This window comes from Alkalibacterium sp. s-m-28, assembly GCF_054658175.1.
In genome coordinates, this window is sequence record NZ_BAAGIQ010000016.1 from 16,652 (window position 1) to 35,565 (window position 18,914).

Annotated in this window: 19 protein-coding genes; 3 read left to right on the top strand and 16 right to left on the bottom strand. The window is 43.8% G+C overall.

The window, feature by feature from the left end; genetic code table 11:
• Window positions 1-78 precede the first annotated feature (78 nt).
• Window positions 79-825: an NAD-dependent epimerase/dehydratase family protein gene (locus ACYQ4S_RS03975; RefSeq protein WP_346024506.1), complete on the top strand. Its 747-nt coding sequence runs from the start codon at window positions 79-81 to the stop codon at window positions 823-825.
• A 73-nt stretch (window positions 826-898) separates the two neighbouring features.
• Here ACYQ4S_RS03975 and ACYQ4S_RS03980 read toward each other — a convergent pair whose 3' ends face one another.
• From ACYQ4S_RS03980 to ACYQ4S_RS03995, 4 genes are read right to left on the bottom strand one after another with little or no spacing between them, the layout of a single operon-like run.
• Window positions 899-1,888 carry a LacI family DNA-binding transcriptional regulator gene (locus tag ACYQ4S_RS03980; RefSeq protein WP_459769518.1) on the bottom strand — a complete coding sequence of 330 codons (990 nt, stop codon included), beginning with the start codon at window positions 1,886-1,888 and terminating at the stop codon, window positions 899-901.
• 39 nt (window positions 1,889-1,927) lie between these two features.
• Window positions 1,928-2,980, bottom strand: coding sequence for an aldose epimerase family protein (locus ACYQ4S_RS03985; RefSeq protein WP_346024508.1), 1,053 nt, complete (start codon window positions 2,978-2,980; stop codon window positions 1,928-1,930).
• 45 nt (window positions 2,981-3,025) lie between these two features.
• A complete protein-coding gene (gene galT / locus ACYQ4S_RS03990; protein ID WP_346024509.1) occupies window positions 3,026-4,531 on the bottom strand; it encodes a UDP-glucose--hexose-1-phosphate uridylyltransferase in 1,506 nt (501 codons plus the stop codon).
• Entirely contained in the window at window positions 4,524-5,699 is a 1,176-nt protein-coding gene (locus ACYQ4S_RS03995) for a galactokinase (protein WP_346024510.1), read from the bottom strand. Before ACYQ4S_RS03995 ends, galT begins: the two co-directional genes overlap by 8 nt.
• Window positions 5,700-6,003: 304 nt before the next feature.
• Between ACYQ4S_RS03995 and ACYQ4S_RS04000 the strand changes: the two genes are divergently transcribed.
• A complete protein-coding gene (locus ACYQ4S_RS04000) occupies window positions 6,004-6,711 on the top strand; it encodes a zinc metallopeptidase (protein ID WP_459769520.1) in 708 nt (235 codons plus the stop codon).
• 83 nt (window positions 6,712-6,794) lie between these two features.
• Here ACYQ4S_RS04000 and ACYQ4S_RS04005 read toward each other — a convergent pair whose 3' ends face one another.
• The 8 genes from ACYQ4S_RS04005 to ACYQ4S_RS04040 all read right to left on the bottom strand — a co-directional run bounded on the left by ACYQ4S_RS04005 (window position 6,795) and on the right by ACYQ4S_RS04040 (window position 13,519).
• Entirely contained in the window at window positions 6,795-7,604 is an 810-nt protein-coding gene (locus tag ACYQ4S_RS04005; RefSeq protein ID WP_459769522.1) for a sugar phosphate isomerase/epimerase family protein, read from the bottom strand.
• A gap of 36 nt (window positions 7,605-7,640) precedes the next feature.
• Window positions 7,641-7,850, bottom strand: coding sequence for a M20/M25/M40 family metallo-hydrolase (locus ACYQ4S_RS04010; RefSeq protein ID WP_459769524.1), 210 nt, complete (start codon window positions 7,848-7,850; stop codon window positions 7,641-7,643).
• Entirely contained in the window at window positions 7,790-8,941 is a 1,152-nt protein-coding gene (locus ACYQ4S_RS04015) for a M20 family metallo-hydrolase (protein ID WP_459769526.1), read from the bottom strand. The genes ACYQ4S_RS04010 and ACYQ4S_RS04015 overlap by 61 nt, the downstream gene beginning before the upstream one ends.
• A 744-nt stretch (window positions 8,942-9,685) precedes the next feature.
• Window positions 9,686-10,168, bottom strand: a complete 483-nt coding sequence (locus tag ACYQ4S_RS04020; protein ID WP_459769528.1) for an S-ribosylhomocysteine lyase — start codon at window positions 10,166-10,168, stop codon at window positions 9,686-9,688.
• The gene (locus tag ACYQ4S_RS04025) at window positions 10,168-10,854 is read right to left on the bottom strand and encodes a class I SAM-dependent methyltransferase (RefSeq protein WP_346024515.1); all 687 of its coding nucleotides are present in this window, start codon (window positions 10,852-10,854) and stop codon (window positions 10,168-10,170) included. Before ACYQ4S_RS04025 ends, ACYQ4S_RS04020 begins: the two co-directional genes overlap by 1 nt.
• A gap of 12 nt (window positions 10,855-10,866) precedes the next feature.
• Window positions 10,867-11,418 (bottom strand): serine O-acetyltransferase EpsC, encoded by a 552-nt coding sequence (gene epsC, locus ACYQ4S_RS04030; RefSeq protein ID WP_346024516.1) that lies wholly within the window; start codon window positions 11,416-11,418, stop codon window positions 10,867-10,869.
• A 22-nt stretch (window positions 11,419-11,440) separates the two neighbouring features.
• The gene (locus tag ACYQ4S_RS04035) at window positions 11,441-12,580 is read right to left on the bottom strand and encodes a bifunctional cystathionine gamma-lyase/homocysteine desulfhydrase (RefSeq protein ID WP_346024517.1); all 1,140 of its coding nucleotides are present in this window, start codon (window positions 12,578-12,580) and stop codon (window positions 11,441-11,443) included.
• A 24-nt stretch (window positions 12,581-12,604) separates the two neighbouring features.
• A complete protein-coding gene (locus ACYQ4S_RS04040) occupies window positions 12,605-13,519 on the bottom strand; it encodes a PLP-dependent cysteine synthase family protein (protein ID WP_459769530.1) in 915 nt (304 codons plus the stop codon).
• Window positions 13,520-13,906: 387 nt separating this feature from the next.
• On the opposite strand from ACYQ4S_RS04040, the gene ACYQ4S_RS04045 reads away from it, so the two are divergent.
• Window positions 13,907-14,389, top strand: a complete 483-nt coding sequence (locus ACYQ4S_RS04045; protein ID WP_091266163.1) for a DUF456 domain-containing protein — start codon at window positions 13,907-13,909, stop codon at window positions 14,387-14,389.
• A gap of 115 nt (window positions 14,390-14,504) precedes the next feature.
• Here the strand turns inward: ACYQ4S_RS04045 and ACYQ4S_RS04050 are convergent, their stop codons facing one another.
• From ACYQ4S_RS04050 to cdaA, 4 genes are all read right to left on the bottom strand, one after another.
• Window positions 14,505-15,278 carry a DUF975 family protein gene (locus tag ACYQ4S_RS04050; protein WP_346024519.1) on the bottom strand — a complete coding sequence of 258 codons (774 nt, stop codon included), beginning with the start codon at window positions 15,276-15,278 and terminating at the stop codon, window positions 14,505-14,507.
• A gap of 81 nt (window positions 15,279-15,359) precedes the next feature.
• Entirely contained in the window at window positions 15,360-16,718 is a 1,359-nt protein-coding gene (gene glmM, locus ACYQ4S_RS04055) for a phosphoglucosamine mutase (protein WP_459769533.1), read from the bottom strand.
• Window positions 16,719-16,747: 29 nt separating this feature from the next.
• Complete coding sequence (locus ACYQ4S_RS04060; RefSeq protein WP_346024521.1) at window positions 16,748-17,776, bottom strand: CdaR family protein; 1,029 nt, start codon at window positions 17,774-17,776, stop codon at window positions 16,748-16,750.
• Window positions 17,773-18,633: a diadenylate cyclase CdaA gene (cdaA, locus tag ACYQ4S_RS04065; RefSeq protein WP_459769535.1), complete on the bottom strand. Its 861-nt coding sequence runs from the start codon at window positions 18,631-18,633 to the stop codon at window positions 17,773-17,775. The genes ACYQ4S_RS04060 and cdaA overlap by 4 nt, the downstream gene beginning before the upstream one ends.
• Between the last annotated feature and the right edge of the window lie 281 nt (window positions 18,634-18,914).

The following is an 18,914-nucleotide window of genomic DNA, read 5'->3' on the forward strand; positions in this document are numbered from 1 at the left end:
ACATTTTGTCCAGCTTCAGTTCTCAATGACTGAAGCTGGACTTACTTATACCCTACATGAACTGGAAGGAGATTATATATGAGCAAGATATTGATTACAGGTGCCACAGGGCTGATTGGAACGAACCTGACAAAACATTTAAAAGAGTCGCATGATCTAGTACTGGCGGACATCGATTTTTCTGATTTTCCTGAAGAACTGAAAGACGGGGCTAAGCTAGTAGAAGCTGACTTGTCCAAGATCGACAAGTGGGAGGATGCACTGGACGGTGTTGAATATGTGATTCAACTGGCAGGAAACCCTAATCCGGACGCAGATTTTTATGATGAACTAGTGGATCTGAACTATGTGCTTCCTCAGAATTTATATAAACAGGCTGAGAAATCTTCTTCTTTGAAACGAATTATTTTTGCTAGTTCGATTCATGCAAGTGATGCCTATCCGCACAACGTTCAGGTAAAAACAACGGACCAGGTCAGGCCCGATGACTTGTATGGCGTATCCAAAGCCTATCTCGAAGCACTGGCCAGTTATTATGCCTATAAAAAAGGGATCGAGTCGGTTGGGATTCGAATTGGGGATTACAAAGATGATGAAAGTGAGCTGGATCCTGATGCAGACTTTTATTCAATGGGCATGTACTTCTCGGCTCGTGATATGAACCATCTGATCGACTGCTGTCTGAAAGCTGAACTGGAGGAACCCTATCTGCTGGTCAACGGGGTATCCAACAATGCCTTCCCGAGACTGGATATCGATTCTGCACGAGTAAAATTGGGCTATACTCCACAAGATGATGCCTTTGCTATTCTAAATAAACGATAACCCATTTCCATCTATCAGAAAAGACCTGCTTCCTAATGAGCAGGTCTTTTCTAATTCACATAGTCAATACTCGTTACGTACTCTCCCGGACAATCAGTTTCGTTGAGGTGATGACAGTCTTCGTAACATCACGTCCATCCTGTATCCGTTCATGCAGCAGCTGTATCCCGCTGCTACCCATTTCTTCGGTATACACCTTAACTGTAGTCAGGGATGGTGTAATGTATTTTGCTGTAGAGATGTCGTTGAAACCGATAAGACCCATGTCCTCCGGCACCTTGATATTTTTCTCATATAAAGCCTTCAGGCAGCCTATTGCTATTGCATCATTTGCTGCCACAAACGCAGTAGGCCGCTCGTTTTTATCTAGCTGCTCCAGTACCTTCAGCATATTCTTTCTGCCATCTTCCACGCGGAATTCACCAACCTGAAAATAATCAGATGAATAAATCCGCTTGCGCTTCAGATATTCTCGCATCGTCTTTTCACGAGGGTCGATCCAGTTACCTGTCCCGTCACTGAAGGATTCTTCCCCTCCGATGAAGCCGATACGCTTATGCCCCTGCTTGATCAGGTATTCGATGTTTCCCTTGATGGCATCTTTGAAATTGACCAATACACAGTCAACATCTGCTTGAGGCTTGAAATCAACAAAACACAAAGGAAGCTCTTTATCCCGAAACTGCTTCACCTGATGCTGACTGTATTTCCCAATAGCCAGTATACCAGCCAGATTGTCATGATCGATCAGTTCATCCTGATCATATAGTCGTATGAAATCGTAACCGAGCTCCTGGGCTTTTTTTTCAGCACTTATTCGGATCGACATGTAATAGAGGTCGTTCAGTTCCTCAGACTCACTGACCCAGTTGACAATGGCGATTGTCCCTTTTTTTCTAGTCATTACTTTCTTGTGACTTCGGTATTCCAAAGCTTCTGCCGCTTCGAATATCCGCTTTTTTGTTTCTTCGCCTACAGACAAGGTCGGATCATAATTGAGCACTCGGGACACAGTAGAAGTTGATACACCAGCTTTTTTTGCAATGTCTTTAAGTGTCGCCATCCCTTCCCTCCTAAAATGATAGATTCCTGATCAAAAGGTTCAGTCTGCTCTTACACCGAACTGGTAAGTCGTCTGCGACGTAAATGTCTCACCGGGTCTTAAAATGATGTTGCCGAATCCAGGTTGATTGACCGCATCCGGAAGGGTTTGAGTCTCCAGAGTGATTCCAGCATATTGACCAGCCGGTTCACCTTGAATCTCAAAGTCGTCCACTTCCGCATTATGTGTAAAGATAACGACACTGTTGCAGTCTGTAAAGAATTTCACTTCTCTACCTGATTCAGGATCGAACAGAATCCCTTCCGGTCCGTCACTTTTTCCGCTTAAGACAAATGGATGATCTAACCCGGATAAAGGTGAGATTTGCGGATGATCAGCCAGTACGGCCTCTTTAACCGCTTTGAAGGATGTAAAGTCAAAAGGTGTCCCTTCTACCTTATCCAACTCTCCTTTTGGCAGGTTTTCTTCTCCCAGTGGCGCAAAAAGATCACTGTTAAGCATCAGCTGATGATCCAGAATCGACTTTTTGATGTCCCCAGTCAAATTAAAGTAGACATGATTCGTCGGATTGAACAATGTTGGAGCATCTGTTTCTGCCTGATAATCAATTATCCATTCATCTTCTTCTGTCAATGTATACGTGACAGTTACTGATAGATTTCCAGGGAATCTGTTTTCCCCTGCAGGGCTGTTAAAAGTAAAAATCAGACTTGCACGCGAGTCACTTTCTTCAGTTCTGACTTCCCATAACTTCGTATCGAAGCCTTCTGGTCCACCGTGAAGCAGATTTTCTCCCTCGTTGACATCCAGCTGATAATCGATCCCGCTTAGTGTAAACTGACCTCTAGTGATCCGACCGGCAACTCTTCCAATTGTTGCACCGTAAAATGGACGATGGGCAATAAAATCTTCGAGATTTTCTACATTCAACGTGATATTCTCTCTGTTTCCATTCTTATCCGGTGTGACTATTTTAGTCAGTGTGGCTCCGAACGGCATGGCACTGATTGCTACCCCTTTACTGTTAGTTAGTGTATATTCAAGTACGTCTACTCCATCAACTTTTCCATAACTTTTACTAGTAATCTCCATATTCTTTCCTCCCGTTTGTTTACCGATTAAATTAATACGTTCCCATTATACCTTTTTTAAGTGAGTGATAAACCGTTTAAAGGCTTCTTTTCCATTATGATCTGTCTTGAATACTCCTGCATCCTTGAGTACCTGTAAAAACACTTCTCCGACAGCTTTATCAACGATATTCCCGACAGTTTCTTCGGTTATTTCATGTTCGATTTTCAGCTCGTCAGCCCACGACTGATGGACGGGATCAACTGCATCGACTCTTCCCAGCAGATAGTCGCGGACCTGGTTCAGTTCGTCCTTTAATCGGGGGGGCAAGATCGCCAGACCCATTACTTCAATTAAGCCTATATTCTCCTTTTTAATGTGCTGAACGGGTGGATGAGGATGAAAGATCCCATCTGGATAGGATTCAGATGTCCGATTATTCCGGAGAACCAGATCCAGTTCAAAAGCCTCCCCTTTTCTACGGGCAATCGGAGTTACAGCATTATGTGGGACTCCATCTGTTTCGGATAATAAATCTACGGATTCATCCGAGTAGCCTTCCCAGACCGACATTACTTTTTCTGCGGCTTTTATCAGACTGTTCTTAGATTCACTCGTTATACGAATCACTGACATCGGCCACTTAATGACAGCCGCCTTGACATCGGTCATTCCATCGAGTTCGAAAGAAAACCTTTCTTCAGCACGCTCCAGCGGAAACGTATGGCGTCCACCCTGATAGTGATCATGAGACAGAATCGATCCACCGACGATTGGCAGACCAGCATTCGATCCTACAAAATAATGCGGCAGGACGGTCAATATATCCATCAGGTTTCTGACTGCCTGTATCCCGACATTCATTTCACGATGTGCGTGTGAAAGAAAGATACAGTGCTCATCATAATAAGCATACGGTGAGTACTGGAATCCCCAGTCTTCCTCACCGACAGTCATGCGAATGATTCGGTGGTTCGCCCGACCCGGGTGAGACAAGTGCCCTTCATATCCTTCATTCTCCATACAAAGCATGCACTTCGGATAATTCGGCTTTTTCTTTCCGGCTCTAGCAATCTCCTTTGGATCTTTTTCGGGCTTGGAAAGATTGATTGTAATTTCAAGCTCGCCATAATCTGTTTCATGTGTATACTCTATATTTTTAGCTATTTCTCTTGTCTTGATGTAATTGGTCTGTCGGCTCAGCCCAAAAAATTGATCTGTAGCTTTTTTGGGACTTTGTCTGTAATTTTCCCAGAACTGCAGATTGACTTGCGACGGGGCAGGAGTAATTAGATCCATCACTTTTGCACCAAATACATCCTTAGAGGAAGGCAGGTCTTCGATCTGATCGGTTGAAACAGCGTAATTTATCAGTTCGTCCAGTAGCTCCAACGCGGTATTTTTCCTATCTGAAGGGGACAGATTTTCCAATGCATCCACTTTCAGCAACGCAGCCAGTCTGTTGGCTAGATAAATTCTGTCTGTCTGATGAACGAGGCCCGACTTTACCTGGGACTCTACAAAGTCAGCAATCGTCTGATTAATCCCACGTGTAGTGTGTATCTTAGTCATTGTTCACCCATTCCTTTGTGCCATCTTCCGTTTCTGCAATATAAAACTCTGCTTCATATCCAATTTCTTCCTTGAATCCCTGACCCACCTGAGCGATAAACTCATCGACGTGATTATCCTCGACGATGGCAATACAGCAGCCTCCAAAGCCTCCGCCTGTCATACGAGCACCAACTGTGCCTTTCTGCTGCCAGGCCAGCCTCACCAGAAGATCCGTTTCTCTGACAGTCACCTCATAATCTTGATGAAGGGACTCGTGAGATTCATTCATATACTGACCGAACGCCTTCAGGTCATTATTCTTCAGAGCCTCTGCAGCCCGTTCAGTCCTTGCACTTTCATAGACAGCATGTCTTGCCCGTCTGAGCAGAATCTCATCTGATATGACACGTTTGTGCGCCTCAAAGGCCTCTTCTGTCAGTTCACCTAAACTCCTGACATTCACTGCTGTCTGAAGCTGCTCTAACGCCGTCTCACACTGCTCACGACGGGTATTGTATTCAGAATCGACCAGCTCTCTTCTGGTCATTGAATTCATGATGACTATTTTATGATCGGGCAGATCGACTGGAATCTCTTCGAATTCCAGTGTGTTTGTATCAAGAAGCAGTGCACTGCCTGCTTTGGACATGCCGATAGCAAACTGATCCAGAATGCCTGAATTCAGTCCTAAAAATTCATTTTCAGTCCGCATCCCCAGTTTGACTAGGTCCAGCTGATCGATGTCAAGCGAGAACAGGTCTCTGACGATCACTCCAGTCAGTAGTTCAAGAGAGGCAGAAGATGAAAGAGACGCTCCATTAGGAATAGTCCCATAAATATACAAGTCGAACCCCTGGGTCAGTTTTCCAGTTTTTTCTTGTATATAATTGATCATTCCCTTAACATAATTCAGCCAGTTGTCTTCTTTTTTATAGGTAAGATCATCAAGATCAGCTGTCAGAATGCCCACTTCCGGAAAGTTTCCGGAATACGCCTGAATCATCTGATCTTCCCTTTTCTTAACAACTCCGTATGTTCCCATAGTAATTGCGCATGGAAACACTTTTCCGCCATTATAGTCAGTGTGCTCGCCTATCAGATTGATTCGTCCTGGAGAAAAGAAAACCTGATTTCCTTCATACCCGAAAGCTTCTTTAAACCCCTCCAGCAGTTCATTCCTGTTCATAATTAATCGCTCCTCTACTTGTAGTCAGTAACATTGTAACCCTTTTAGTAAAACTATACAAGTAAATTTACTAAACTTCTTTGTGTATAATAAATCAGTCTCTGGATGGATAGTAAAACCTTTGTCAGTAGTGTAAACTACTAGTATTAAGATGAAATCTAGCATCAAAATGTGACAGACCATTCATTATTCACAAAGAACTCACATAACATTAGTCCAGTTTTCTAAAATGTTGCAGTTCGATATGGTATAATATGAACAGGTCTAATATTAATACAATCTATAACGCATAGGAGGGACTTACATGCCATTCTTTCCATTCTATTGGGATCCCACAATGATTCTGATTATCATAGGTATGATTATTTCCGGATTTGCAAGTATGTACGTGCAGTCCACTTACAGTAAATACAGCAACGTGAAGAGTAAACGAGGGTACACCGCTTCCGATGTCTGTCGCGAGATTTTGAACGCTGCACAGCTGAAAAATGTCCGACTTGAAGGGATCAGGGGTAACCTGACAGACCATTATAATGCACAGGACAGTGTCCTCAGATTATCCGATACCACTCGGAATTCAACATCAGTAGCCGCTATCGGTGTAGCAGCACACGAGGCTGGACACGCCATGCAAGACCGCGACAACTACGGTCCGCTTCGTCTACGTGCAGCACTTGTGCCGGTTACCAACTTCGGACAGACAGCTGCTTTCCCAATCCTGTTTCTTGGATTTTTCATGGGCTATCAGCAGACACTGATCAATATTGGAATTCTTTTGTTCTCACTGACTCTGCTGTTTCAGCTGGTCACTTTACCGGTAGAATTCGATGCGTCTAAACGTGCCATTCGTATCCTTGAAGAGCAGAACCTTCTTACAAATGAAGAACTGCCTCAAGCCAAGAAAGTACTGAATGCCGCTGCATTGACTTATATTGCCGCAGCAATTGCTTCATTCCTGAGTGTCCTAAGACTCTTCCTTATTTTTGGTGGAGGCGGCAGACGTCGCAGATAGTAATATTTAACGCAGACAGCCTCATCGTTCCCTTGTTTAAGGTTAACGATGAGGCTGTCTTTTGTGTAATTGTTTAAACTTGATTAGCCGCTCTTCTCTTTGAAAAGGTCATGGATCGCCTCTTTGCTCCGGGGAAGTTCTTCAACCGGTGTTCTCATATTGTATTCCAGAACTAGATCAGGCTCTATATCAAGCATTTTTAAAGTCTGAAAGACACTCTCCCAGTCAATCGCTCCTTGCCCTATAGGCAGGTGATTGTCCACATTTCCCCTCGTATCATTAATATGAAGGGCCAGAAGCTTGCTGTTCAGTTCTTTCATGACAGTGGCAATGGGCCACCTGGTAATCTGAGCATGGCCGACGTCGAGGACTGCACCCACCACATCTTCTTTGAACGAGTGAATAAAAGAAATAAAAGCGTCGTGATCAAACAATTCTCTCTGGCGATCGCCACCATGTTCTATAGCCAGTCTGACCTTGCACTGTTTAGCAGTAGGAATCAGAGTCCTGATTCCTTTAAGAGCATAGTGTCGGCTTTTTTCCTTGTCAAATGTCGTCGGATGAATGACACCTGGACTGATGACCACATGAGATGCCTGGATCCGTCCGGCAAAACGGATGGTTTTTTTGTACTGTTCCAATGCTGCAGTCCTGACTGGCCCCCACTCACTAGCCATATTCAAATCATAGTGAGGGGCATGGACACTATATTGAGCGCCTGCTCTTCTCAATTGTTGAATAAGTCCCTCTTTGTGATTGTCTTTAATGTGAGACCAGTGAGTACCATCTATGAACAGCTCTACTTTATCTGCACCTAGTTCAATACATGAGTTTACGGCCTCCATAGGCTGAGATTCCAGAAGGGGCAGTGTCGAATAAGAAATTATCGGCATAAGGTCATCCTCCTTTTTCCATTTCTTGTGAATCTTCTATAGGGACTGGCAGCTTTCGATATAGTCTTTAAGTATATGCACTGCCTGAACGCAATCGTTCAAATCAGACCATTCTGCAGGATTGTGACTTATCCCATCTTTACTTCGGACGAAAATCATTGCGGAGGGAACATGCTGGCCCACGATCATTGCATCGTGACCGGCTCCACTAGGAAGATAGTAGGGTCTGATGCCTTTCCCCTGCATCGCTTTTTCCAATTTATCCTGTAGTTTTTTTTTATAGGAACTGGCGGCACATTATGCACTGTCTCACATGTCAGAGTGATTGCCCAGGATTTACTGATATCTTCTGCCGTTTGAATAATAGCATCAATAAGCTGCTGACGTGTATTCTCAAAAATATCCCTGATATCCACGTAAACTATGACTTCCCCAGGAATCACATTCGTTCCATTCGGCTTGACCTCAATATTCCCAACTGTCGCTACTGCAGAGTCGTTTATTTTTTGAGGAAGATGACTGATATAGTGGATAAAATGTCCAGCCGCAACCAACGCGTCCTGTCGATCAGTCATAGGCGTGTTTCCGGCATGACCAGCCTGTCCTTTAAATGTCAGTCTCAACCAGTAGGGGCCGGCAATTCCAGTTACAATTCCACACGGCAGCTGCTCTTTTTCAAGTCGCTTGCCCTGTTCGATATGCACTTCGACATAGGACTCGATATCACTGTGCGGACGTCCGGCTGATTTGAATCCTTCAACACTTAATCCTACGTCATTAATGACCTCTTCAAAGGCGCGGCCGTCAAAATCTTTCTTAGTCTGCATGGCTTCGATGTCCGTATCCCCCATCATTGCCTCGCTGCCTGTCAGCCCTCCGTTGAAGCGCGACCCTTCTTCATCAGTAAAAGCCACTATTTCCAAAGGTTTTTCAGGTGCATACCCTGTTTCTTTCCATGACTGAGCAACTTCCAGAGCTGAAAGCACACCTATTGTCCCGTCAAAATGTCCTCCGTTAGGGACTGTGTCAACATGGGATCCGCTCATAATTACTGGTTTGTCAGGGTGTTTCCCGTCCAGTCTGCCGATGATATTGCCTGCCCCATCTTCTCTGACCTGCATTCCTGCTTCTTCCATCCATTTAACGATCCAGTTTTTTGCTTCTCGCTCTTCCTGTGAGAATCCCGGGCGTCGTGAGCCTTGGTCCTCAGTAAGTCCTATTTTTGACAGTATACCCAGTCGGTAAGCGAGTCTCTCCCCAGATACTCCTTCAGCAGTCAGCTTACTGTCAAAGTCTGAAAGTAATTGCTGTTCCAAATCAAATGTGTTTTTAGTCATATGTTCATCTCCCCGGAATTATTAGTTTATTATAGCATGACTAACTTCAAATACACATGACTCACGGTCAGAAACCCGATTGCATGGCCTCTATGCCTAACGGACTGGCAGCACAAAGGAATGATGCTTAAAAAAGACACACTATAGTACATGACATGCTAAACCTTTAAGCTGGGAGGACCTAATAGTATATCTATATCCCCTCAGTTTACGGAACTATACTTATAGGGCGAATAGCGACATTTTAGATACAGTATATATTCAGAACTGTAACTAGAGGCCGCTTAGCAGCACTTTGGACGCATTGATTTTTTGGAACTGTAATTAGACGCTGTTTAGCGACACTTTGGAAACTATAATTTCCTGGAACTGTAATTAGACGCTGTTTAGCGACACTTTGGAAACTATAATTTCCTGGAACTGTAATTAGAACCGCGCTAGTTATACCTTAGACTCTGCTGATGTTACGGAACTGCAACTGGCCGGTACGCTAACGATACCTTTTCCTTTATTATACTGCCGGAACTACATCTAAAGATCACTTGTTCCTGAATGACTCTCAAAATCAGAAGAAGTTTCTCTATGTATTAATTAAATCCGTTATTTCACTAATATAGTACTGCCCACAACACCGCTCATTTAAATAAGGAACCGATTCGTCGGACGAATCGAACATCATTGCTCTAAAAAGAAGAAAAAACCGATCAGACGATAATAGTGTCGTCTGATCGGTTTTTTCAGTAATTACTGTACAGAATCTTCTGCAAATACCACTGACCATTCATCACGTTTTGAAAGGAAGCGTTCAGCCACTTCTTTTGCTCCTTCAAGCGTGTGATGTGCCGCCCAGCCACACTGTACCTCGTTGCTTGCCGGTACTTCGTCAGCTTCCAGTACGTCTTTCATCGTCTTTTCAAGTACTTCGAGTATTTCATCGATGTTATCGTGGTTCAGAACAGTCAGATAAAACCCTGTCTGGCAGCCCATAGGACCGAAATCGACGATATAATCCGCATGATTACGGATATGCTCTGCAGTCAGATGTTCAAGGGAATGCACGGCCATCATGTCCATGTGTTCTTTATTCGGCTGTGAAAACCGGACATCATACTTGACGATCAGGTCACCGTTCGTTCCTGTTTTTCTGTCAGCCACTCGGACGTAAGGAGCCTGTACTTTTGTATGGTCAAGGTTAAAACTTTCGACGTTCATCTTTTTTTCAGCCATTAATGATTATCTCCTTTTAAAATATCCATATTTTTTACGTCTTGTACTTTCGTTCCTTCAAATACCCAGACAAAATCGTTCATTTGAGTAAAGGATATCTGGGAAAATCCTGCTTTACTCAATGCAGTGTATACCGTATCCAGTAGAGGATAGTATTCTCTCCTCAAGTCTTCCGCAAGATCACTGTAGCCTCCGCTTTCAGCCTCTTCTATGACATTGTCATAGACATCCTGAGTTACGAAGATCGTATCAGCAAAGACGAGCTTCCCGCCTTCAGCCAGCTGCTGGGCATAGAATCTTACTGCTTCGCTCTTTTCTTCATCATCCAGATGATGGAAAACGTATGAGCTGACGATTGTATCCAGAGGTTTGTCCGGCAGTGGATAATCCTGCATGTCCCCATCGTGAATCGTAAAATCGTCCGGCAACTTTTCTTTAGCCAGTTTACGCATTTCTGGTGACGGCTCGACAGCAAACACTTCCTTGCCGGCATTCAACAGTTTTTCAGTCAGGTTCCCAGTTCCAATGCCGAACTCCAGAACATGATTGCCGCTTCTATTGACTATTTCCTCCAGTATTTCCTCATATCCGGCGAACACTTCCTTATATTCTTCATCATTGCCTTTGACTGATGCATCATAATTCTTGGCCCATCCGGTAAATACCTCTATAAATTCTCGACCCATTAGTTCGCCCCTTTATATCGTGTGATTATCTGCAGTTTTTCTAAAGTTCTCTTCCTTGGTCTTTACTACTTTTGCAGGAATACCGACAGCCGTTACTCCCACAGGGATATCTTTTAAAACGACTGCACTGGCTCCTATTTTAGCCTGTTTACCTATTGTGATATTACCTATTACCTGAACATGCGCGGAGAGAAGTACCCCGTCACCGATGGTCGGGTGGCGCTTGCCTGCCTGATCGCCCCGTCCACCTAGAGTAACAGCGTGAAACATCTTGACGTCATCTCCAATTTCTGCGGTTTCACCGATCACGATGCCCATACCATGGTCAATAAACAGCCGACGACCGATTACAGCTCCGGGATGAATTTCGATTCCGGTGATCCATCTAGCAAACATGGACAGCATACGAGCCGGTACCCTTACTCTTTTATTATATAAAAAATGGGAGATTCGATGAAAGAATATTGCCCAGACTCCAGGATAAGTCAGGACGATTTCAGCTGAGCTGCCTGCAGCCGGGTCATTCTTTTTATAAGTCTGCATCAGTTCTTTGAATGCGCTCATGTCTGCTCCTCTATCTGTTGGATTATAGTTTATTGAATCCTGACTCCAGGTCTTCGATCAGATCTTCGACATCTTCGATTCCGACAGATAGACGAATCAGTTCATCCTTAATTCCAGCTTTCAGACGGTCTGCTGAAGGAATTGCTCCGTGTGTCATCAGTGCCGGAATTTCGATCAGACTTTCTACTGCTCCTAGACTTTCGGCCAGTGTGATCAGGGATAGACTTTCGACGAACGTTTCAGCAGACAAGCCTTCCTTCAGTTCAAATGATACCATGCCGCCAAAACCTGTCATCTGTTTTTTAGCCGTTTCATATCCTGGGTGTGATTCAAGTCCAGGATAGTATATCTTCTCTACTTTGTCATGATTATTCAAATAGTCGACGATTTTTTTAGCATTTGTTTCATGCGCTTCCATGCGGATACCAAGCGTCTTGATCCCACGCTGAATGATCCAGCTATCCTGAGGCCCAAGAATCCCACCAATAGCATTCTGAAGAAACCCTAGTTCTTCTCCCAGTTTTTCACTGTTAGTTGTTACAAGACCTGCAACGACGTCACTATGTCCACCAAGATACTTCGATGCACTGTGAAGAACAATATCAGCACCAAGTTCGAGCGGACGCTGATTGTAAGGCGTCGCAAAGGTATTGTCCACGATAGTGATTATATTGTGCGCTTTGGCAATATCAGCAACAGCCTTGATATCTGTTATTTTAAGCAGAGGGTTAGTCGGTGTTTCAAGGAAGATTGCTTTCGTTTCGTCCTTGATGGCTCCTTCGATTGTTGAACTGTCACTTGTATCGACAACAGTAAAGGTCAGTCCCAGACGCTTTAAAATTTTGTTGATCAGACGGTAAGTTCCGCCATAAACGTCATCCCCGACGATGATATGGTCCCCTTGAGAAAACAGGGAAAAAATATTATGCGTTCCAGCAGAACCTGAAGCAAAGGCCAGCCCTCTGACTCCACCTTCCATATCTGCAATGAGCTTCTCCAGCGCCAGACGAGTCGGATTTCCTGTTCTGGAGTATTCAAATCCTTTGTGAACCCCTACTTTTTCCTGTTTGTATGTTGTTGTCTGGTGAATCGGGACATTAACTGATCCTGTCGCCTCATCATGACTGATTCCACCGTGTATAAAAGTTGTTTTCATTCGCATAACTGATCGTCTCCTCTTTTGAATTTATTTGTATATATTTTTTGATAAATACCGTTCGCTTCCATCCGGGAAGACTGTCACAATCGTACTGCCTGCTGGTAACGTCTGTGCTTCTTTAAGTGCTGCCGCAAATGCTGCCCCGCTTGAACTTCCTATAAAGAGTCCATTTTTTCTGGCCAGTTCCTTTGTGTAATAGAATGCTTCTTCATCAGAAATGGTATAGATCTGATCGATCCATTCCTTCTTCATGAAAGGCGGGAACGACTCAACACCAATGCCTTCTGTCTCGTGGGGTCCTGGTTCGCCTCCACCTAATATGGATCCTTCCGGTTCGACGACGATTGTTCGGACACTCTCTGACTGTTCCTTGAAGTACTGAGCAACCCCGCTGAACGTGCCTCCGCTTCCTGCCCCTGCGACAAAAGAATCAGGGTACTGACCATCTAAGTCCTTGACAATTTCAGGTCCCAAAGTTTCATAATAAGTCAACGGATTGACAGGATTTTCGAACTGAAGCGGGAGATAACTGTTTTCGATCTTCTCGCCTAACGCCTTAGCTTTAGCCACTGCGCCTTTAATGCCTTCTTCCGTAGGTGTATGGACGATTTCTGCTCCCAAGACTCGCATCAGCTCCTGCTTTTCAATGCTGAACTTTTCAGGTACGACGAAAATCAGTTTCAATCCATATGACATCGCAGCCAGCCCCAGACCGATCCCTGTATTCCCGGCAGTCGGCTCTATGATCGTTGACTCTTTGTTGATTCTTCCTTCTTTAAATGCTGTGTCAATAAGTTTGACACCCAGACGGTCCTTGATGCTTCCTCCAGGATTGAACTGTTCAAGCTTCGCAAGTATTCGTGTGTTCTCTGGAAGGTCATAGCCTTTAATTTCCATCATAGGTGTCTGACCGATCAGTTCATTTACTGTCTGTATAATCATATTATCCTCCTTTCGTCAAAAAAACGCACAAGGGGATCCCTCATGCGCTCACTCTAATTATTCTAACGGTTAGTGATTTCTTCCTGATCTGATAGTGACAGAATATATCAGGAGCTTATCGATTTAATCGCCTAGAACATTTTTGAGAGCATGAGAAATAGACTGTACACATGTACAGCAACACTCGTTTTGCTTCTCTAAAAATGTGATTGGCACGATCAAACACTCCCTAATCTACTTACTAATAGTTTGTTCACTTCTGATATTAGCATTATCTAAATCTATTGTCAATGAATCCCAGTCTAAAATTAAAAGTCTATCTTTTTTGTATAAGCTCTAACTCTAGTATACTTGAGTTAGATATCATTTAAGAAAGGAATAGATAAAATGGATACTATTTTATGGATCGTGATCATCGGTCTGTTCATATTGAGTTTTGTGGGTCTTATTTCTCCCGTCGTCCCCTCAGTACTAGCTGTCTGGGGTGGCTTTCTCATTTATCATTTTTTCATCAATTCAGCAGTCCTGACCTGGGTCTTCTGGGTATCAATGGGCGTACTTACCGTCTTCCTCCTGCTTGCCGACCTGCTTGCCGGATCAATCGCTGTCAACAAATTCGGCGGAAGTAAAATCGGGGAAACAACGGCGACGATTGCCATCATCGCTGGAACATTCATCTTTCCCCCATTCGGAATTCTGATTTTTCCGTTTATTGCCGTTCTGATCGTAGAATTCTGGATACAGGATACCTTCGCGCACGCTTTAAGAGCAGCTGTCGGAACGCTCATCGGGTTTCTCAGCGGACGAATTGCAGAAGGGATCATTCAATTGATCATGATTACCTGGTTCTTTCTCTCCATATGGCTCTAACTCGTCTGAGATGGGTTATGTTCTTCCAATTGCCTGAGTATCTTTCTAAAGAGATAACAAGTCCCTTCCTGCTCACATCAATCGATGGCAGAAAGGAGACTTTACAGATCTCTATTTAATAATCTGCAAAATCGTCACACTCTTCATCTTCCTCATACACTTCACCTTCAAAGTGTGTCTCATCATAATAAGCGTCGACTTGACCATCGCTTGTCTCTTTATGATCGTAGCTCAGTCTGGAGTAAAAGACAGCTTCCGCCATGTTAAGATACGGTCTGACGTATAAAGAAGCAATCCCCAAGGTGAACACTTCCAGGAGGTACCATCCGAAAAATGACAAGTGAAGGAAAAAGAGCTCCAGCTTGTGCCCGTCCATCAAATACCTACTTTCTTTTATGCAATCGAACGCTGAAAGGTATTCTTCAGTTCCGCGATCCTTTTTATCCTTAAAAATAAAAAATGCCTGCGAATACGAATAGGTTTTGATGATTCCTGGAATAATAAAGACTAGCGTCCATAGCGCAATGAACAAGGTTCGAAGAAGTTGGATAAGAAAAACAGGAATAAAGAATCGTCTTGAAAACACTTGAAAAGCATCAGGCAGAGGTTTTATTTTATAACTGCTTGATCGGGTCATATCGAGCAAGGTAAATGATATACCTATTGTCAAGTATGTTACGAGAAAATTGATCAGTATATTCCCCTCTTCCTCGCCAACAATAATTCTAGGAATGGATGTCAGGTCGAATCCATATATACCGCCAGTCAGCAGAAGACTGATAACAAACGGTACGAGGTAGAGAAGGATAACATCTCTCCATTTTCCACTTAATTCCTCTCTTGCTTGTCTTTTGATAGAGGCCGGGGATAGATAGGATTCTGCATTCATAGCACCTGCTCCTTTGCTTCAATATGTAAAAACCGCAGATTGCTTCTCGCTAAGCTATCTGCGGTAATCTAATACGCTTTGTTACGCTTCCTCTGTACCTATTTCTTTTCTGACGACGTCCGCAATACGGTCGACATATTCATTCACTGCTTCTTCCGTTTCAGCTTCCGCCATGACACGTAGAAGAGACTCTGTTCCACTTGGACGAACCAGTACACGGCCATTTCCTGCCATTTCCTGTTCGACCTGTTCAATGACCTCACTGATTGCCGGGTTGGACATGACATTATGCTTGTCTGTCACACGAATATTGACCAGTTTCTGAGGATACGTCGTTACTTCTTCAGCGAGTTCTGACAATTTCTTGCCTGTCTGTTTCATCACATTAAGCAACTGAATTCCTGAAAGCAGGCCGTCTCCAGTTGTATGGTAATCAAGGAAAATCAGGTGACCCGACTGTTCTCCACCTAAATTATAACCATTTTTGACCATTTCTTCCATAACATAACGGTCACCGACCTTAGTTTTCACTGATTCCAGATCATGGACTTCCAGCGCTTTGTAGAAACCAATATTACTCATGACTGTTGAAACGATCGTATTCTTCTTCAGACGACCTTCTTCATGCATGAATTTCCCGCAGATGTACATGATCTTGTCTCCATCAACAATATTACCCAGTTCATCAACAGCGATAAGACGGTCTCCGTCTCCATCAAAAGCTAACCCCACGTCTGCGCCTTTTTCCAGTACAAAATCAGCCAGATAATCAGGATGTGTGCTTCCCACTCCATCATTAATGTTCAGACCATTTGGTGAGGCACCAGTTACGTCGAAATCAGTATCCAAATCGGCAAACAGGCGGTTGAGAAGCGGACTTGCTGCACCATTAGCTCCATCAAGAGCTACATGAGTACCTGAAAGGTCTCCGTTGATCGTCTGCGTCAGAAACTGAATGTACTTCAAGATTCCTTCTTTGTACTCTTCAGATGTTCCAAGGCCATCCGAACTAGGACGCGGAAGGTCATCTCCATCACGATCCAGTAGTTCTTCAATTTCAGCTTCCTGTTCATCAGAGAGTTTAAACCCATCTGACCCGAAGAATTTGATTCCGTTGTCTTCCACAGGGTTATGTGAGGCAGAGATCATGATTCCTGCCGTTGCGTTCTGCTGACGTGTCAGGTAAGACACGCCGGGAGTAGTAATGACACCAAGTCTCAATACTTCAACCCCGACAGACAATAGTCCAGCTACAAGGGAGTATTCCAGCATTCTACCGGATATACGTGTATCTTTTCCCACAAGTACTCTAGGGGTTTCCTCTTCAGCGTGCTGAGACAGCACATATCCTCCAAAACGCCCCAGTTTAAAAGCCAGTTCAGGGGTCAGTTCCTTATTCGCAACCCCTCTAACACCATCTGTTCCAAAATATTTTCCCATTGTTCAAACTCCTCATCCTAATAGTCTAGTTATACAGTATCGTCTTCATCTTCTTCAGTTTCATCATCGTCTTCTGCTTCCTGTTCGACAGGCGTCACTCTGATCAGTACATCCACATCTCTCGGGTTACTGTCTGATATCCCATCCGGCAGAGGAATCGGTATGGTTCTGATGGTCGATTCAGTGATCCCCGACACATCCACCTCTACAGAAAAATCATTCATCTCTTCAAGAATACCCGATTCACCGATCACAGTGATCTGTTCAGGTTCTCCTTGAGCAAACTCCAGAGCATATTCATAATCTTCATTAGGTGTACCAATTTCTTCCAGATTCATTGGAACGGTCTGTTCGGTTCCTTGAACAGGGATCGTCACCTTAATCTGTTGTGGCGAAGTATTCACATTAAGCAGGTCGCCCGTTTCATCAAGAACCAGGACGTTCAAAAGGATGTCGATATCAGTGGTTATGTCACTTTCTTCCGGCATGACAACTACCATCACATCGCTGATCTGTTCCATAGTCGAAGCAGCACCGGATATTGTCACTGATTCATCGGACAGGACAGGATCATCGGCAGTATAGCCATCAGCCAAATGTGCATTTTCATTAAATTCGACTCTTACATCATGTTCTTCTATGACTTTTTCTTCAATTTCCAGCGTCAGTTCTGCCGGCATGATGCTGTAATTCAACTGATCACTCAATCCTTCTGCCTCAAGCTGGACAGTGTGACGGCCTGGGCCCATCTGGTTCAGGTCAGGCGTTTCGATATTGAAACTTTGAGTAGCCAACGTCTGAGTCAGCACAGCCTGAGGGCCCTCAAGACGAATCGTTGCCGTTTCCGGAATGCCCGATACGAAATACAAGTCCCGATCAATATTGATATCGATCGGCAAATTAGTAATGACTTCCGAGCTGGTGATGCTTGCTCCGTCAGTTGGACTCGTTGAACGGATCCGGGACTGATTTTCCAGCGCAACAAACGAAAATAACGTCACGGCAAATATAAGTGCGACTAATTTAGTAATCCACGGGTTGTCCAAATTCAACTTCACTTGCTGGACACTCCTTTCCGTACGGCCTCAACAATCTGCTGCAGCGGTCCTTGCGTCTCTTTTTCTTTCTCTGATTCCACGAGTTCTTTTGTCAGGTAGTTCAAAACTTCATCCTGCGACATATCGTTGATCAGATTTCCTCTACGAGAAATGCTGACTTCCCCTGTTTCTTCAGATACGATAATCGTAATGGCATCCGATACTTCCGACAGTCCGATCGCCGCTCTATGGCGTGTTCCCAGCTTTTTAGGAATAGCCGGACTTTCTGATAAAGGTAAGTAGCTCGCAGCCGTCGCGATATTGTAATCTTTTATGATGACAGCTCCATCATGAAGCGGGGTATTCGGAATAAAAATATTGATCAGAAGTTCAGAGCTCAGTTCTGCGTTTAGCGGGATACCTGTAGCAATGTATTCGTCCAGACCCGTTTCCATTTCAATCGAGATGAGCGCACCGATCCGTCTTTTGCTCATGTACTGAATTGCATGGGATAAGTTATCAACAATGATCTCAGTTGCAGTCGATCGACGTTTTCTTCCGAAAAGAGACCCTCTTCCCAGATGTTCAAGTCCACGTCTAAGTTCCGGCTGGAATATAATGATCAGTGCTAGAGCCGACCACTGAATAACGAAATCCACAATGAATTCCGTCGTATATAACCGAAAAATAACACTAATTGCTTTCAGAATCAAAATGACTCCAATTCCTTTAAGCAGTTCGACTGCACGAGTACCTTTTACGATACGCATCAGCTGATAGATAAAGAATGCCACTATTAGAATATCAATGATATTCACAGCTGTACGCCACACAAGAAGCCTTGACCAGTCAAAATTTGTAAAAAAATCCAAGGGCATGCTGCCACCTCCAAAATCTGCACATACACGGAGTAAGTATACCATATATCAAGGGCGGTTAAGTATTTCAAATGTGATTAAATTTAAAACTCTAACTTTTTTCATATTTAAAATCACTAGTGTTGCATTAAAAATTTAACTGTTTCATGATATAAAAAAGTCCTTTATAATGGGGTTGGATGACTTATCCAAGACCAAAACAAAGGACTTACAGCATGGATAAGTATAAAACAAAAATGACCATAAATAAATGGTTTTCCTACATTTCTTTAGAAACATTA

Bases quoted from the DNA above. Each gene is read 5' to 3' on its own strand.
- ACYQ4S_RS03975 (WP_346024506.1), top strand. From the start codon at position 79: ATGAGCAAGATATTGATTACAGGTGCCACAGGGCTGATTGGAACGAAC.
- ACYQ4S_RS03980 (WP_459769518.1), bottom strand. From the start codon at position 1,888: ATGGCGACACTTAAAGACATTGCAAAAAAAGCTGGTGTATCAACTTCT.
- ACYQ4S_RS03985 (WP_346024508.1), bottom strand. From the start codon at position 2,980: ATGGAGATTACTAGTAAAAGTTATGGAAAAGTTGATGGAGTAGACGTA.
- galT (WP_346024509.1), bottom strand. From the start codon at position 4,531: ATGACTAAGATACACACTACACGTGGGATTAATCAGACGATTGCTGAC.
- ACYQ4S_RS03995 (WP_346024510.1), bottom strand. From the start codon at position 5,699: ATGAACAGGAATGAACTGCTGGAGGGGTTTAAAGAAGCTTTCGGGTAT.
- ACYQ4S_RS04000 (WP_459769520.1), top strand. From the start codon at position 6,004: ATGCCATTCTTTCCATTCTATTGGGATCCCACAATGATTCTGATTATC.
- ACYQ4S_RS04005 (WP_459769522.1), bottom strand. From the start codon at position 7,604: ATGCCGATAATTTCTTATTCGACACTGCCCCTTCTGGAATCTCAGCCT.
- ACYQ4S_RS04010 (WP_459769524.1), bottom strand. From the start codon at position 7,850: ATGCAGGGGAAAGGCATCAGACCCTACTATCTTCCTAGTGGAGCCGGT.
- ACYQ4S_RS04015 (WP_459769526.1), bottom strand. From the start codon at position 8,941: ATGACTAAAAACACATTTGATTTGGAACAGCAATTACTTTCAGACTTT.
- ACYQ4S_RS04020 (WP_459769528.1), bottom strand. From the start codon at position 10,168: ATGGCTGAAAAAAAGATGAACGTCGAAAGTTTTAACCTTGACCATACA.
- ACYQ4S_RS04025 (WP_346024515.1), bottom strand. From the start codon at position 10,854: ATGGGTCGAGAATTTATAGAGGTATTTACCGGATGGGCCAAGAATTAT.
- epsC (WP_346024516.1), bottom strand. From the start codon at position 11,418: ATGAGCGCATTCAAAGAACTGATGCAGACTTATAAAAAGAATGACCCG.
- ACYQ4S_RS04035 (WP_346024517.1), bottom strand. From the start codon at position 12,580: ATGCGAATGAAAACAACTTTTATACACGGTGGAATCAGTCATGATGAG.
- ACYQ4S_RS04040 (WP_459769530.1), bottom strand. From the start codon at position 13,519: ATGATTATACAGACAGTAAATGAACTGATCGGTCAGACACCTATGATG.
- ACYQ4S_RS04045 (WP_091266163.1), top strand. From the start codon at position 13,907: ATGGATACTATTTTATGGATCGTGATCATCGGTCTGTTCATATTGAGT.
- ACYQ4S_RS04050 (WP_346024519.1), bottom strand. From the start codon at position 15,278: ATGAATGCAGAATCCTATCTATCCCCGGCCTCTATCAAAAGACAAGCA.
- glmM (WP_459769533.1), bottom strand. From the start codon at position 16,718: ATGGGAAAATATTTTGGAACAGATGGTGTTAGAGGGGTTGCGAATAAG.
- cdaA (WP_459769535.1), bottom strand. From the start codon at position 18,633: ATGCCCTTGGATTTTTTTACAAATTTTGACTGGTCAAGGCTTCTTGTG.